Below are 15,398 nucleotides of genomic sequence, written 5' to 3'. Positions count from 1 at the left end.
ACAGCTTTCCTTTTGGGATGTATTTGTAACTTTTGCAATAGGATGTTACAAGAATTCCCTCAACTCCTGGTTGAATTTCTTCAGTAGGTGGCCGAACTGCTCACAATCCTTTTCGGGCCACTCTTCGAGGAGGGTTGTCAATCGTTCAAGTCTTAGGGTTCTGTATGCGGTCAACTCTTCTTGGCCTTTTTCCGTGACCTCATAATTATAGGATCGTCTATCAACAGAAGAAGGGATTTTAACAACATACTCTTTTTTCTCCAAAGCTGCAGCCTGCCTGCTAACAGTGGATACATCAAGCTGAAGTTCGGTAGCCAGCGCTTTAACCCCTGCAGTACCATCCTCAGAGATTTGATGAAGTAACAAATAGGCGGCTCGATCCAAATTTCTCTGTTGCTTGTCCCTTTGGCGATTGGATGCAATGGTTGCGATACGGCGTATCAAAATAGCCATTTCCAGTTCTATTGTTTGAAGTGAATTATCTTTCAACTATTTTCCCACCTTAACAAACTCTCTATATGTACCATAATAATCCCTCATTTTTTGATGTCAACTAGCCATAAAGTAAACGAGATACACTTGACTCGAAAGTTAGTTGTATTATACAATTAATCAGTTGTTTTATATGAAAGGTCGTGGAAGAATACTTTTTCCACGGTTTGGAACTATATTGAGCGAGGGTTTTAAATTATATTCTATTACATGGTTCTCATAGAAGAGGAGCGGTTATCATTGCAGGCACATCAAATAATGAAAAGTGATGTCATCAAAGTGAAGGAAACAGAAAACGTGCGATCTGTTATCGAGAAGTTTATCGAGCATGGGATAAGTGGGCTGCCGATCGTTAACGACCGGAATGAAATCAAAGCTTATATAAGTGATGGAGATGTCATGCGGTTCATCGGGAAACAGAAGGATTATGTGGTGGATATGTTTTCTTTTGTAAATGTCATCGAGGGAAATGACGTCCCATTTGAAGAACGTGCCAAAAATATTCTGGAGATGAACGTCTTGAAGATTGCGAAACGCCGTTTTATCAAGGTTTTCTGGAATGATTCAATTGAAAATGTGGCAGCCATTCTCGGCGAAAAACAAATTAAAAAACTGCCGGTCGAGCGTGATGGCGTATTAGTCGGCATTATCAGCCGCGGAGATGTTATCAGACACTCTTTTAAAACTCTATTGTAGAAATTTTTTCAAATAGAAAGAAGGATAAACATGGTCAACAATCAGGATAAAGGAGAAACAAGTACGACTTTTAACAAAGTGCCACTTATCATTGTCTTGATTTCGGGAGCCTTTGCTGCGATTCTTAATCAGACATTACTTGCAACGGCACTGCCTCATATTATGAAGGACTTGGATTTAGACGCAAACGTGGCTCAATGGCTGCAGTCGATTTTTATGCTTGTGAACGGGATTATGATACCTGTCACGGCTTTTTTGATTGAAAGGTTTACGACACGGAAGCTCTTTCTTACAGCGATGGGACTGTTCGGTATCGGTACATTGATTTGTTCCATAGCACCAGGCTTTTCGCTGCTGATGGTCGGAAGGGTTCTTCAAGCTTCAGGGGCCGGGATTATTATGCCGCTGATGCAGACGATCTTATTCATCATTTTCCCTGTTGAAAGGCGCGGAACAGCGATGGGGATGTTCGGGTTGGTTATCGCGTTCGCACCAGCAATCGGTCCGACTTTATCAGGCTGGCTCGTCGAAAACTTTCCATGGAGAAGTTTATTCTATGTGATATTGCCAATCATTGTCATTGATATTATTGTTGCTTACTTTATTTTAAGGAATGTCACAGAACAGAAAAATCCTAAGGTCGATATTCTTTCCATCATTTTATCGAGCTTGGGATTTGGGGGACTGTTATATGGTTTCAGTACTGCCGGAAGCAGCGGCTGGCTCAGCGCACAAGTGATTGTCTCGCTGATAGTCGGAACCATCAGTCTTACGTTGTTCATTGTTCGGCAGTCTAGGCTTGAACAGCCTATCCTGCAATTTGGAGTATTTAGAAATAAAGTATTTACGATAACTACTGCTCTAGGAATGGTTGTTTTCATCGCCATGATCGGTGGAGCGGTTATCCTGCCTATTTTCATGCAAGACATGCTTGGATTCACTGCTCTTGAATCCGGCTTGATGCTGATGCCCGGTGCTCTTTTAATGGGAATTATGAATCCGATCACTGGAAGGTTATTTGATAAATTTGGAGCAAGATGGCTTGCCATTATTGGATTGTCCTTACTTGTTATTTCCACGTTTATGTTTACTGACCTGACAGCCGAAACAACATTCTTATATTTAGCATCTGTTAATGCTGTCCGGATGCTTGGTGTTGCGATGGTAATGATGCCTGTGACAACAGCTGGGTTGAACCAGCTTCCTGCTCATTTAATACCGCACGGAACTGCGATGAACAATACCATGCGGCAGGTGGCAGGAGCTGTCGGAACAGCACTGCTTGTCACTGTGATGACCAACAATGCAATACCGGAACAAGGTCTGGAAGGATTTATCCATGGGGTCAACGTATCGTTTATCGTTGCGGGAGTGATGGCAATACTCGGCCTTGTACTGGCTTTCTTTGTTAAAAGCAAACCAAAAGAGAAAGCGGAAAACCAGGTAACCACTGTCCCAGAAAAATCTTGATAGTTTGAAATTATAAGAGGCGGATCTCCATAGAAAAGGAGGATCCGCCTCTTTTGTTTACTGTACAGAATAAATGAGCACTTATTTATGTATTGAAGATTTAGCGCAAAATTTATAAACTCCGACATAACTTCAGTGTGACTTCCTGTCATCCTTTTCGGATTGAGTGGTAGTCCAGCGCTACGGAAAAATACTCCCTTTCCGTGGGGAACGCTTCAGCCAGGGTACTACTTGAGTAGGCTCCTTTGCTCCCTTGGGACTGCGATTACTCATCCCACCGAAAACCTTTTGGGACTGCGATTACTCGTCCCACCGAAAACCATGCGCCGAGGAAGCTTACTACGAAGCGATACTAGAAGACGCAGGCGCATCACTGCGGGGTCTTCAGACTGTTCCTTTCCCACTGGAGTCTCGCATTTTTCCTTCGCTTATGATGGAATATCTTATTAATTGAGATTAAATACCAGAATATTTCTAGCATAGGTATTTTTCTTATCAAAATCAGAAAGCCTCGAACAGCGAAGTGTTCTGCCGCAGCGAGTGCATGCGCTTAACAATCATCAGAATCACAGGAAATAAAAATGTCACCATGTCGCAGTTGGCCTCAAATATGAAAGAAAAGATCCATATTAAAAACCTTCACTCTCCTGGTGAAGGAAAGGAAGGTTTTTGTGTCAGGGATTTAGAAATTGGCAGCTACAGCTGCTGCTTGTTCTAATCCTTCTTCGACAATTTGTTCTGCTTTGTCGGGATATTGATTATGCCCTTCTACAATGACTTTCTCAATATCCTTAACGCCCCAGAATTGCAACATTGTGCTTACGTAGTTTACCGCCATTTCAGAAGTCTGGGCAGGACCTTCAGAGTAGACACCGCCTCTTGCATTTAGGAGGACTACCTTTTTATCGGTCAACAATCCGATAGGTCCTTCTTCAGTATAACGGAATGTTTTACCTGCTTGAGCAAGATAATCCATGTACGTATGAAGAACAGCAGGAACCGAAAAGTTCCATAACGGGAAAGCAAATACCACTTTGTCAGCTTCAAGGAACTGATTCAAGTATTTTGTGACAAGATCTGTTGCTTCCTTTTCCGCCGGTGTCAACTCCATATTTTTGGCAAGCTTGAACATCCCATTGATTTTGTCAGTATTATAATATGGTAAATTTTCCTCGAACAAATCAAGTTCAGTGATTTCGTCCTCCGGATTTGCTTCTTTATAATTATCAACGAAAGTCTGATAAAGCTTGACGCTTATCGCCTGTTCGATTGGTCTAGAGTTTGCTTTTATAAATAAAACTTTTGCCATAAAAAAATGCCTCCCAGAAAGTTGTTATAGCAACTATGAACATGAAAACAAATGGCGGCTTGGGCCGTCATATAAGTTCGTTGCTATGCAATTGAACATAGAGGTTAGTATAAATAATCCCCACGTATCTTGTCAACCGTAACGGTTTATGTACCCATGACAGAATTTCCATATGTCTTGCAGCCTGTTATAATGCAAAGACAATGGCAGGTAATTATAGAAAAAGGATGAGAGATTAGATGAAATTGTCGTTTCAAGATTACATTAGTATAAAAATCCATAAAACCGACTTGAATTTAACTAGTTACATCAAGTCAGAACTGGAACAGTTTAATCTTGCGCCAGAACAAAACTTGATTTTGATGCTCTTATGGGAGAAGGATGGATTGACCCAAAACCAATTGGTCGAAAAGTTGAACAAGGACAAAACAAATATCGCCAGAATGGCTTCCAATCTAGAGAATAAAGGTTTTATCAAAAGGGTTAATTGTAAAGATGACCGACGTTCCTTAAAGCTGTATTTAACCAATTCCGGCAAGGAGCTGAAAGAGAAGGTTATTCCAGTAACCGAGAGATTCAACGATCTTGTCTGTAAGAACTTCACAGAAGACGAAGTTGCGGAATTGGAAAGACTGCTTGAAAAAGTGAACAAGAATGTTGAGCATTATTTGGAATAGATGGCAATTATCTTATATAGAAAGTTTCTCCCTGACAACAGCTGCTGTAATTTATAAAAGGGAAGACCTCCACCAGTTCTTAAAAGGCGATCAAGAACTTGCAATGGTCATTCCCCTCTGTTTTACAGCTAGTCCGCTTTACGTCGTCCGTTTGAAGCACATTTTGAAACATAGACGTTTCACATCGACAGGCTACTTTGAATTCTTTGGCAACAGCCATTATCGGGCAATTATATTCCGTCAATTCATAGGTGCTTTGATCAAGCTTGGTTATATTCGGCATATAGCCTTTTTCCCTTTGAATGGATGCCAACTCAGTCATTTTTTCGTGCGGGAGCTTGTTTTCCATTCTGGCGGCATATTGTCTCGTCAGCCGCTGTTCGCGCTTTGTGAATAATTGATCGACGGAATCATTTCCGTGTAATTCACTGATATCTTTCAAGAATTCGAGACTTAATCCTTCATAATTCTTCGGAAACAACAACTCACCTTTTTCGGAGAGTGAATAAAGCTGAAGCGGTCGTCCCATCGGCTGTTTGACCTCTTGTGCAGAAATCAACCCATCTCTTTCCATCGCGGCAAGATGTTTGCGGACCGCCATATGCGTGATATTCAATTTCCGGGTCAACTCAGCGACAGTAAGCTTTACTTCCTTTTTTAATAAATCGAGTATTTTATCCTTCGTGGTAGTTTTGGACCCTTCCATAAAAAACACCTCCATCTCTGTATACTTAATAAATGGTCTGCCATTACATGTCCCAAGTTCATGATTGAGAGAATATGCGAACTAGTGAAAATTCACTAAGTCAGACTTCCTCACATTCTGATGATAGTGAAGTGGATATACTCGCTGCGGCAGAACACTTCGCTTTCCATGGGCACGGCCTCAGCCTCCTAATCAGCAAAGAACGCTTCTTGCGGGGTCTTCAGACACGTGGGACTGCGATTACTCGCCCCATCGAAGACTTTTCGCTATTCCCATAGGAGTTATTATGAACGAAACTAGCCCCTTAATCGTAACAACGTAGGTTAATTTGGTCATAGTGGGTATAGTAAAGCAAGCCCAAAACCCATAGCCAAATCAGAGCTATAATTACGAAAGGAGCTAGTACTATGGATGATACCACAAAATACGTTGGTCTAGACGTATCAAAGGACAAAATTGCAGTCGCAGTTGCTGATGAGGGACGTTCCAAGCCAAGATATGTTGGTATGATTGACTATACGGTAGAAGCGATTAGAAAATTAATGAAAAAACTAGGTGAACCAGAACTTCTGCAAGTGTGTTATGAAGCAGGCCCAACCGGTTACGGGCTCTATCGCCTTCTGAAGAGTATGGATATTGAATGTGAGGTAATCGCACCGTCGTTAATCCCACAAAAACCAGGTGAGCGCGTAAAAACAGATAAACGGGATGCAATAAAATTGGCAACCCTTTATCGTGCCGGGGAACTGACGCCAATCTACGTCCCGACAGAAAATGATGAAGCACTCCGTGATTTAGTTAGAGCACGTGAGGATGTAAAGGAAGATGAATTAAGGGCTAAACATAGACTAACCAAATTTCTTCTCAGAAATGAAATCCATCCTCCTAAGGGTACCAGGACATGGACGGCTAAATATTGGGATTGGCTGGACAGTCTAAAATTTGAACGTTCCGCTTCCCGTGTAACCTTCCAAGAATATTTACAACAATTGAAGGAGTATCAGCAGCGACTGAAGATACTGGAAAGTGAAATGGAGGAACAAGCCAAAGAAAGCGTCCATGCACCCATGATTCAGACGCTTATGACCTTAAGAGGCATTGCCCTAATTACAGCTACCAGTCTGGTAGCTGAGGTAGGATCGTTCAGTCGATTTCAAACCCCTAAGCAATTCATGGCATACACCGGGCTTGTGCCAAGCGAAAGTTCCAGTGGGTTGACACGCAATTTAGGAGAAATCACCAAAACAGGGAATCGCCATGTTCGGAGGCTTTTAATCGAAGCAGCATGGAGTTATAGATACCAGCCTGCAGTCAAAGGGGAACTGAAGAAAAGACAAAAAGGACACCCGACTAATGTCCTGGGGGTCTCGTGGAAAGCTCAGAACCGCTTGCATAAAAAGTATTTCCGGCTACTGGGCCGAGGAAAAGAGAGTGGAAAAGCCATTGCGGCAGTCGCCAGAGAATTAGCAGGGTTTATTTGGGCGATATCGCGTGAAGCCGATGGTGACGTTCAGACGACTTAGTTGGAATTAAAATATGCATCCTTTGAGGCAAGGGTTAATCCAAAGGAAATAAGTATAGGGCTCGAAGGCAAAGAAGAAAACCGTATAGGATAACGCACGACGTAGACTTGTGCTAGCCTTAAGAGGTGAACGCACGCCAGGAGTTCGTGACAGATCCTTTAACGGAAAGATAAAATGTGAAAACCCACGGATATCAGTATGCTTATCGAAGCAGAGATTTTTGCCTTCGTGCCGTGTAATTATCTCCTTCGTGTAAAAAAAGGAGGTACATAATTCCATCATTCTTAGCTTTTAGCAGGGTTTCAGTCATCTGAAAAGTAGTTGGCAAGCTAAGAAGAAGGAATAGCGCTAGCAAGAATATGGATGGAAACGTAAGAATCAAAAGATCAAAAGAGCCTAAAAAGACTCTTTATTTGAAGCTGGCCAAAAGTATATTTATCTGAACGGGGCTTGACAGTTTCGTTCATATCAGTCTACGTGTTCTGCCTCCGCTGTTCGAGGTTTTCTGATTTTTGATTTTAGAAATACCCACATCCATGTTAGATATTCTGGTATTTCATCTTAATTAATCAAAATTCTTTCCTAAGCAGTGGAAAATTGCTAACATTCCTTGAAAATAAAGTAAAGTTCGGTTTGTCTGCTTATGGTGTAAATTCCCGGATGTCTTTTCAAAGTCCTGTGGGAAAGGAACAGTCTGAAGATCCCGCAGGGGCGGTCTTTGCACCGAGGAAGCTGAAGCGTTCCCCACGGAAAGCGAGTATTTTTCCGAAGCGCTGGACTACCACTCAATCCGAAAAGAATGGGAGGAAGTCATACTGAAGTTAGTTCGCACTTTATATATTTTGTACAATAGTTAGTGCTAGACCAGTTGGGTATAGGATAAACGGCAGCACCTGTCTTTTACTCTCTTCTGCTTATTATATGGGAAAGTATAAAAAGTTGAAAGGGAAAGAGGTTTTGACTTTGAGCAACTTAATTGCGTTTGCCGTAAGGGTGGAATAGTCTATTTATATACTTATTATACTTTTTAGTATAAAAAATACAAAATCTTATAGGAGGAATTAACATGGCAAAGTTTGAACTACCAGCGTTACAATATGAATTCAATGCATTGGAGCCTTACATTGATCAGCGAACAATGGAGATACATCACGGCAAACATCACCAAACATATGTGACTAAATTGAATGCCGCTCTTGAAGGACACGCTGAATTACAAGACAAATCATTGGAAGAGCTGCTTGGAAATCTGGATGCAGTACCGGAAAGTATCCGAACTGCAGTCAGAAATAATGGAGGCGGACACATGAACCATAGCCTTTTCTGGGAAGTGATCGCCCCAGGACAAGAAGCCGCAGCTCCCGAAGGTGAATTGGCCGAAGCGATTGAGAAGGCGTTTGGCAATATCAGTAACTTCGAACAGAAATTCGCCGATGCCGCTGCGACCCGTTTTGGTTCTGGCTGGGCATGGCTGGCCATCGACAAAAATGGTGAACTGGAAATCCTCAGCACGCCTAACCAGGACAATCCAATTATGGATGGTAAAACAGCGATTCTTGGTTTGGATGTATGGGAACATGCATATTACTTAAACTATCAAAATAGAAGACCTGACTACATTGAAAGCTTTTTTAATATCATAAATTGGAATGCTGTGGCTGATAAATATCAACAAGTTGTGAAATAATGGAAGGTGAAATAAGGTGCCATAAAGGTACCTTATTTCATGAAAGAAAATATAATAAAAGAGGGACATCCATGGAAACAATGGAAATCACATCAAAACCACCAATTGATACAACCCCGCTAGTGTTAGTGATTGGGAAGTTTGACGGAATACATAAAGGACATCAAGCTGTTCTGCGAGCTGCTGGTGAAAAAGTGGGAAATGCAGATAAATTGGCGGTAATGAGTTTCTCGGAACCTCCGCTGTGGGTCCTTACTGGGAAGACGGAATACAAACACTGTATTACTACAGAAAAAGATAAAATCCATCTATTCCAACAGTTTGGTGTGGATCGGTATTATCGGATAAGTTTTACAAAAGATTATGCTGAAACCACCCCTGAAGAGTTCGTCTTTGATCATTTGGCAAGATTGAATATAAAGCATATCGTAATAGGGGAGGACTTTCGGTTTGGAAAAGGCGGTAATGCTGGTGCAGAAGAATTGGTCCGTCTATGCAAAGATATAAAGATAGATGTATCAATTGTTCCTCTTATTAAGCAAAATGGAGAGAAAATCAGCAGCAAGACAATCCGTCAGCTTATCAAACAAGGATTGATGGAACCTGCAAATTCTTTATTGGGTCGGCCTTTCACAATGACAGGAAAGGTGGTACATGGAGAAAAGGTTGGGAGAAGACTAGGTTTTCCCACCATCAACCTTGGCAGTGACGACAGTTATGTTCCCCCAAAGCCTGGAGTTTACCTGGGAACAGTATGTATTTCTGATCATCAAAAGTATGAACAATATTGGAACGTATTGATCAGTGCTGGCTATCGTCCCACTGTCAATGGAAATGGATATTTAGTTGAGGGGCATTTGCTTAATTTCTCTGGCGACTTGTACGGAAAAGAAGCAGCTGTGTCATTTTTGCGTTATATGAGGGAAGAAATTAAATTTACGGACCTTGAAGCGCTTCGGGAACAGATGGAAAAAGATAAACGGGATGCTGAAAAATTATTGGGTATGAACAGTTAAAAGGAGGGACCGGTATGAAGCTCGTCGGGATATCAGGATCGTTGTCAGGATGGAAGACGAATGTGGCGATTGATGAGGTGCTTCAAGCGGCAAAAAATATCGACTCTGGGATTGAAACAGAGCTGCTGGACCTTAGGGATTACGATGTGGAATTTGTCCGCGCATTGCCATTATCCTATTACAATGAGGATACATGGAAGGTTGTACAAAAGATATTGAAAGCTGATCTCCTCGTGATTGGTTCACCTATATACCAGGCGTCGATAACGGGTGCCTTGAAGAACCTTCTCGATCATGTACCTGTCGATGGTTTGAAGGGAAAGGTGACAGGAATTGTCACGACAGGTGGGTCGGAAAAGCATTTTCTTGTATCAGAATACCAACTGAAACCAGTAGTTGCATACTTGAAAGGGACAGTTCCATCCGGAAATGTTTTTATTCATAACGATTTTTTTGATGAAGAAAATGATAATGAAATAATCGATGAAAATGTCTTAAGGCGGATTCACAAACTAGCTGACGAAATGATTCGTCTTCAAAAAGGGATCAATAATCAAAGTTGACAAGGAAATAGGGGGGAGTAACAGTGGCTTTTGTAATTACAAGTCCGTGTGAAAAAGAAAAAGCAGGGGAATGTGTGACCGTTTGTCCTGTCGACTGTATTGAAAAAGGGCCGGATCAGTTTTATATTAATCCGGATATATGTATCGACTGTGGTGCGTGTGCTGCTGTATGTCCAGTTGATGCAATTGTGGAAGAGTATGATTTGACAGTAGAACAAGAAGCATATCTTGAAAAAGCGGAACGGTTTTTCGAGAACTTTTAATGTTAAAATGGTGGTAGAAGTTTTTTACTCTCTATTAACAAGTTGGAGGAAAGGTCATGGAGTTATTTATTTCCTTTAAAAATAGTTTGCTTCTGCCAAAAAAGCACGCTCTTTTCCGCCTGAACCGGATAAGTATGAGGAATACGATTGTTTATATATTTTTGTTGATGTTCTTGCTATTCCTTCCTGAAGTGGTTCATTCCATTTTGCATTTCGAAGAAGAAGGCAAGGTTTTGACACGAACGGTTTATATCATGGAAGTAATCATTTTTTACCCATTTTCCATCCTGTTTATGGTTGTTACGATTGTATCTCTGTTGGCAGGCCTATCTGTTGGTATTAAAAAGGCAGCCGGCAGGAAGCTCAAGTATCAGCAGCTCTGGAAAATGACTTCTTTTGCCATGACAGTTCCCTTAATCGTATTTACCATTTTGAGGCTGCTATTCGGTTTCGACGGAATCCTGATTTATTTAGTTTTTATGGCAATGTTTTGTTTTTTGATGTATCGGATGATAACCGTTTATCCAAAACGGGCGAAAAGGTCTAAATGACCTTCAGAAAATAAGGACAGTGGCACCTTTTCAGCAGCCACTGTTCTTAATGTTTTTTATTTTTTGGTATTGCTTTTTCCATGAAATTATCCGCAAGCTCTTGCAACTTTTCCCGCATGGATTCGCCTTCCAACGGCAGGCCATGTCCTGTCAGCAGAACTTCTGGTCTCAATTCTGCCATTTTCTTTACAGATTGCTCAGCTTTGTCCCAGTCTGAAGTGAAATAGGGCGGTGGACCATATACCCCTTGGATCGGTATGAATAAAGCGACAGTCTCATCGGGATTTTCCGTAACGATTGCATCTCCTGTGATCAACGTCCGGTCTTTTTCCCTGAACAAGACAATATGGCCTTCGGAATGTCCTGGTGTATGAATATACTTCCAATCATCAAGAAAAGGAATGGCCCCATTTTCTGGAAGAGGGGTGACCCATTTTTTGAAATTGACTGGCTTTTGGGGAAAAAATGGGGAAATGAAAGTCAGGAAGCTGCCGCCTACAGTTGGATCTGCTGGAGGGTAGGACTTTTTTCCTGTTACATAGTCCATTTCTTTCTCATGAATATAAATAGGTATATCCCAATGTTTAGCCAATTCTTTGGCAGAACCAACATGGTCAAAATGACCGTGGGTCAGAATAATCGCTTTCGGAGCTCTATCACCAAACCGCTGTTCACATGCTGCAACAATCCGTTTATCATAATGGGCTACACCTGTATCGATAAGTACCCAGTCACCTGTTTTCGGATGTCCGATCATACATACATTTGCTACAACTGTCCTGTAATAGGCTAAATCTTCCAGCACTTCCACTGTTTCTGCATGTTCCATATCAAGCTGTTCTTCAGGAGATTTGCCAACATCCTTATCCATGGTTGTCCAATACCTCCTTTCTGGTTTTATGATAAAAAGCTATTTGCGCTTTTCTGCGCGGTCGGGCCCTTCGAGTTTGGTCGCTCCGCCATAATGCAATGCCTGGTCGCGGTCAGAGCTTACTTGGCCGGATTTTCTTTGTTTTTTCTCTTGTCTGTCTTTGCCCATTCTACTTCCTCCTTGGTATTCATTACTGGTTTTATCATAACCATCCTTGATTTTTTCATTCTTTTTGAGTTGAGAAGAAGAGCTCCATAGTACAAGAACCCCCCCATCTGGATAGACGGAGAGGTTCATTGAAGTAACTGAATTTAGTAAGACTCTAATTCCCAAGTGTGTTCAAACTGTATTGCACCTTTAAGAGTCTGGGCTACTGGACAGCCTTTTTCGAACACTGATAATGCCCGTTCTGCGGCCGATTCTTTTCCCTGAGGTACTTTCACCTGATAATGGCAATCAATTTTGGTTATTTTCAGTACGCCTTCAGGGGCTTCGATCGTTCCTTGCACTTTTGCCTGTACTTTATCTGGCGATGTCGGTATTTTACGCGCTTCCAGCGCGCCTGATAGTGTGCCGACCAGTCAGCCGCCGGCAGCTGCTACGATATGATCCAGTGTGGATGGGTGTTCGATTTCCGGTTCTGTGCCGTAAAAATCTTTGACACCTCCGTGAACACCAAATTGTAATGGTTCTTCAAAGCCATCAATGTAAGCTTCTCGGATCTTATTGGCAGTGTCCTTTTGATAAATCGTTATTTCTGTTAACGCAACAGGTTCACTCATCAACATACCTCCCTTTTTGGAAAGCGTACTGCTTTTGAGACTTATAAGCAACCATTTCGTCTGCTAACCTTATCTTCTTCTTCTCCTTGGTTTCTTGTAGTCACTCATTCTAATGACATTTGTATAAGGCTTAGGAGCATCATTGAACAGCTTTGCTGCCAATATCCTGCATGTCAAATAACTGAAGTAAGACAGGCTTGTCAGAAAAAAGATACTAAAAATAAGGTCCAATAATTTGATGGAAGGAGCAGAAAGGGCAATAGCTACAACCAATAGATTGGTGATTGCCAGAAATGCTGCTTTATCGAAGTATTTCCACGAAGGAAATCTCTTTAAATTCCTGAATTGCTTTATGTAATACTTAAAAATGATAACCACCCTCTTTTTATTAATATCTTAACCGTCTTTCCCTTCAGCTATACAATGTGTTGACGCTTTAAAATATTTCACAACAAAGAAAGACAGGCCGCGTTCACCTGGAAAAATCAAGTGACGGGGACTGTCTTTTCATTTGTTTATCTGTTGTTTTTTCCTGAAGGCCAGCTTCTTGCATCTGCTTCCAACAAACCTAACAACTTTTTACGTCGGTTGTGGAGCTCTGCGATGGCATGTTCAAAGTTCTCATTGGTCACAGCCGGCACTCCGGACTGTCTCAAATGTTCCAAATCAGGGATAGGCGGGGCCTGGTCCGCAGGTTTTATATAAGCAGAAGTATTTGTTTCAATATAGCTTAGAACACTAGACCTGGCATTTTTAAGGTTGACGGGATTGGGCCGTTCTGCTTCAGGGATTCCGTAGCGGAGCATCATCAATGCTTCGTCGAAAACGGCTACTGCAACGGTTAATGCCTTTTGAGTGCTACTACTGTGATAGTAATGCAGAATAGGGTAGGCCTTATGCTGAGCTGTAACCTTACTTAGCTGAGAGGCATAAGTGATCAGAAATAAATCGATACTTTTAAAGTCTTTTCCGTTCCATGCCTGTTTGACAATTTCGAGACTGTCTTCTCCAAGCCCTGTGATAGTGTCGGCGAAAGAACGTTTTTCTGTCACGCCGCTTAGAATAGAAATAACGTATGAAGCGCTCATAGTAATGAACAGCATACCGCTTCCGCTCGCCAGGATGGTTGCTATCTTCCAAAACCCTTCAGCTGGAACAAAGTCACCAATTCCCAATGTGAAAACAGTGTAACCGGCAAAATAGATGGTATCTATCCAGTCAACTTCGCCGCGGTTTTGTGTATCGAGAAGGGGAGTTCCTCCACCTGCAAAAACAAAGACCCATCCTGCCCAGAGCAAAAGCACCCAGCTGAGCAGTGTCAGCGAAAGGATAACCGGACCAGAAATACTGAATATAGTCGAGTTGTCCCTGCTAATTTTGCGGAGTCCTTTCCAACAGGCAGCGGACAAGCGGCTGGTAATCGGCCCTGCGCCGCGGTCCACCCATAAAATTGTCCAAATAAGCTCGATGATCGTGATAGTAAGTATGAGTATTCCCAAAATCAAATAAACCGTGTTCACCAACTAATCCTCCTAACATCTGAAAATTAACTGATAAACTATTCCCTGCACCCCTAAGCCACAAACAAAACATCAATTATAAACCTCTCTTTCCACAAAAAGTCGTGATAGCAATAAACCGATGTATCGGCAACATAGTGACATTTTTATTTCCTGTGATTCTGATGATTGTTAAGCGCATGCACTCACTACGGCAGAACACTTCGCTTTCCGCGGGCCCGGCCTCAGCCTCCTCATCAGCAAAGAGCGCTTCTTGCGGAGTCTTCAGACTCGTGGGACTGCGGTTACTCGCCCCATCGAAGACCTTTCGCTTTTCCTGCAGGAGTCTGCGTGTTCTGCCTTCGCTGGTAGGGATTTTCTGAATTTTGATGTTAACAACACCGATGTTAGACATACTTTAGAACAACTTCTCACTTAATCAGAAAATCTAATGAAGCGGAGGAAAATGCGAAACTCCTGGGGGAAGAGCAGCTCCGAAGACCCCGCAGTGAGCGCTTTTTGCTCAAGAGGAGGCTGAGGTGCTGCCCCGGAAAGGGAGTATTTTTCCGCAGCGTTGGACTACCACTCAATTTGAAAGGATGATCGGAAGTCACACTGAAGTTATGTCGCAGTTTATCTTATGAAAAAGCAATCGACGAGAAAAATAGAGACATTTATCAGAATTTTCCTTATACTGGACAAAGGGATTTTCCGCGGAGATAAAAAGATGGACTTGGAGAAAAAGTGGAATTAAAAAAAGCTTCTATCAATGATATCGAGGAACTGTATTATTGGAAGTTCGAAGACAAAGAGCAAGCGGCAAAGAAATGGAATGGCCCGTATATAGCTGAACCCTCCATGGACAGGGAAGAGTACCGTAAAATCTGGGAAGATGACGAGCTGTTTCCAGGGGTCCCGGACACATTGGTTATCAAGTCAGAAGATGCATTAATTGGCACGGTAGGAAGCTACTGGGTTGACCAAAATAAAATCTGGCTTGAAACCGGGATCGTTATTTATGATAAAACATTTTGGAACGGGGGATATGGTTCGGAAGCATACAGACTTTGGATCAACTTCTTGTTTCAGAATACCACTATCCACCGCCTTGGAATGTCTACCTGGTCTGGCAATAACCGAATGATGAAAGTCGCTGGAAAGATAGGGATGAAAGAAGAAGCAAGAATCAGGGAGGCCCGGGTGGTCGAAGGGAGGTATTTTGATGCAATTAAAATGGGGATATTGCGCAGAGAGTGGGAAGCATTGAGCCAAACCAATCAAAAGAGGGGATAG

General features: G+C 42.1%; 19 protein-coding genes. 10 read left to right on the top strand and 9 right to left on the bottom strand.

Translation table 11 applies throughout. From position 1 onward, the window contains the following. Positions 1–45 precede the first annotated feature (45 nt). On the bottom strand, positions 46–489 hold the full coding sequence (locus CZ434_RS09925) for a MarR family winged helix-turn-helix transcriptional regulator (RefSeq protein ID WP_077622993.1): 444 nt from the start codon (positions 487–489) through the stop codon (positions 46–48). A gap of 243 nt (positions 490–732) precedes the next feature. On the opposite strand from CZ434_RS09925, the gene CZ434_RS09920 reads away from it, so the two are divergent. After that, positions 733–1,188, top strand: a complete 456-nt coding sequence (locus CZ434_RS09920) for a CBS domain-containing protein (protein WP_077622992.1) — start codon at positions 733–735, stop codon at positions 1,186–1,188. 30 nt (positions 1,189–1,218) lie between these two features. Further along, positions 1,219–2,658, top strand: coding sequence for a DHA2 family efflux MFS transporter permease subunit (locus CZ434_RS09915; protein ID WP_077622991.1), 1,440 nt, complete (start codon positions 1,219–1,221; stop codon positions 2,656–2,658). 682 nt (positions 2,659–3,340) lie between these two features. On the opposite strand, the gene CZ434_RS09910 is transcribed toward CZ434_RS09915, so the two are convergent. Beyond that, on the bottom strand, positions 3,341–3,967 hold the full coding sequence (locus CZ434_RS09910; protein WP_077622990.1) for an FMN-dependent NADH-azoreductase: 627 nt from the start codon (positions 3,965–3,967) through the stop codon (positions 3,341–3,343). Between the two features lie 239 nt (positions 3,968–4,206). Here CZ434_RS09910 and CZ434_RS09905 point away from each other — a divergent pair, with 239 nt between their 5' ends. Next, positions 4,207–4,644 (top strand): MarR family winged helix-turn-helix transcriptional regulator, encoded by a 438-nt coding sequence (locus tag CZ434_RS09905; protein WP_077622989.1) that lies wholly within the window; start codon positions 4,207–4,209, stop codon positions 4,642–4,644. Between the two features lie 79 nt (positions 4,645–4,723). Here CZ434_RS09905 and CZ434_RS09900 read toward each other — a convergent pair whose 3' ends face one another. Beyond that, positions 4,724–5,350: a helix-turn-helix transcriptional regulator gene (locus CZ434_RS09900; RefSeq protein WP_077622988.1), complete on the bottom strand. Its 627-nt coding sequence runs from the start codon at positions 5,348–5,350 to the stop codon at positions 4,724–4,726. Between the two features lie 407 nt (positions 5,351–5,757). Here CZ434_RS09900 and CZ434_RS09895 point away from each other — a divergent pair, with 407 nt between their 5' ends. The 6 genes from CZ434_RS09895 to CZ434_RS09865 all read left to right on the top strand — a co-directional run bounded on the left by CZ434_RS09895 (position 5,758) and on the right by CZ434_RS09865 (position 10,953). Beyond that, positions 5,758–6,873: an IS110 family RNA-guided transposase gene (locus CZ434_RS09895; RefSeq protein ID WP_077621189.1), complete on the top strand. Its 1,116-nt coding sequence runs from the start codon at positions 5,758–5,760 to the stop codon at positions 6,871–6,873. 1,066 nt (positions 6,874–7,939) lie between these two features. Beyond that, entirely contained in the window at positions 7,940–8,560 is a 621-nt protein-coding gene (locus CZ434_RS09885; RefSeq protein ID WP_077622986.1) for a superoxide dismutase, read from the top strand. Between the two features lie 71 nt (positions 8,561–8,631). Next, positions 8,632–9,576, top strand: a complete 945-nt coding sequence (locus CZ434_RS09880) for a bifunctional riboflavin kinase/FAD synthetase (RefSeq protein WP_077625145.1) — start codon at positions 8,632–8,634, stop codon at positions 9,574–9,576. 14 nt (positions 9,577–9,590) lie between these two features. Beyond that, complete coding sequence (locus CZ434_RS09875; RefSeq protein WP_077622985.1) at positions 9,591–10,139, top strand: NADPH-dependent FMN reductase; 549 nt, start codon at positions 9,591–9,593, stop codon at positions 10,137–10,139. A 23-nt stretch (positions 10,140–10,162) separates the two neighbouring features. Further along, positions 10,163–10,402: a ferredoxin family protein gene (locus CZ434_RS09870; RefSeq protein ID WP_077622984.1), complete on the top strand. Its 240-nt coding sequence runs from the start codon at positions 10,163–10,165 to the stop codon at positions 10,400–10,402. 56 nt (positions 10,403–10,458) lie between these two features. Beyond that, positions 10,459–10,953, top strand: coding sequence for a DUF1189 family protein (locus CZ434_RS09865; RefSeq protein WP_077622983.1), 495 nt, complete (start codon positions 10,459–10,461; stop codon positions 10,951–10,953). Between the two features lie 46 nt (positions 10,954–10,999). On the opposite strand, the gene CZ434_RS09860 is transcribed toward CZ434_RS09865, so the two are convergent. The 6 genes from CZ434_RS09860 to CZ434_RS09835 all read right to left on the bottom strand — a co-directional run bounded on the left by CZ434_RS09860 (position 11,000) and on the right by CZ434_RS09835 (position 14,126). Further along, positions 11,000–11,824: an MBL fold metallo-hydrolase gene (locus CZ434_RS09860; protein ID WP_077622982.1), complete on the bottom strand. Its 825-nt coding sequence runs from the start codon at positions 11,822–11,824 to the stop codon at positions 11,000–11,002. A 39-nt stretch (positions 11,825–11,863) separates the two neighbouring features. Beyond that, positions 11,864–11,992, bottom strand: a complete 129-nt coding sequence (locus CZ434_RS09855) for a YpzI family protein (protein WP_077622981.1) — start codon at positions 11,990–11,992, stop codon at positions 11,864–11,866. A 143-nt stretch (positions 11,993–12,135) separates the two neighbouring features. Then, a complete protein-coding gene (locus CZ434_RS22780; RefSeq protein ID WP_077622980.1) occupies positions 12,136–12,405 on the bottom strand; it encodes an OsmC family protein in 270 nt (89 codons plus the stop codon). Further along, a complete protein-coding gene (locus CZ434_RS09845) occupies positions 12,406–12,606 on the bottom strand; it encodes a hypothetical protein (protein WP_077622979.1) in 201 nt (66 codons plus the stop codon). It lies immediately after the preceding gene. A 69-nt stretch (positions 12,607–12,675) separates the two neighbouring features. Then, a complete protein-coding gene (locus CZ434_RS09840; protein WP_077622978.1) occupies positions 12,676–12,984 on the bottom strand; it encodes a hypothetical protein in 309 nt (102 codons plus the stop codon). 137 nt (positions 12,985–13,121) lie between these two features. Continuing rightward, positions 13,122–14,126, bottom strand: a complete 1,005-nt coding sequence (locus tag CZ434_RS09835) for a potassium channel family protein (RefSeq protein WP_077622977.1) — start codon at positions 14,124–14,126, stop codon at positions 13,122–13,124. A 723-nt stretch (positions 14,127–14,849) separates the two neighbouring features. On the opposite strand from CZ434_RS09835, the gene CZ434_RS09825 reads away from it, so the two are divergent. Continuing rightward, positions 14,850–15,398 (top strand): GNAT family N-acetyltransferase, encoded by a 549-nt coding sequence (locus tag CZ434_RS09825; RefSeq protein WP_077622975.1) that lies wholly within the window; start codon positions 14,850–14,852, stop codon positions 15,396–15,398.

Origin of the sequence: Sediminibacillus massiliensis (genome assembly GCF_900156915.1) — a bacterium.
Taxonomy (GTDB): Bacteria; Bacillota; Bacilli; order Bacillales; family Amphibacillaceae; genus Sediminibacillus_A; species Sediminibacillus_A massiliensis.
The sequence above is the reverse complement of the archived record's forward strand: the minus strand, read 5'-3'. Positions and strand labels throughout refer to the sequence as shown.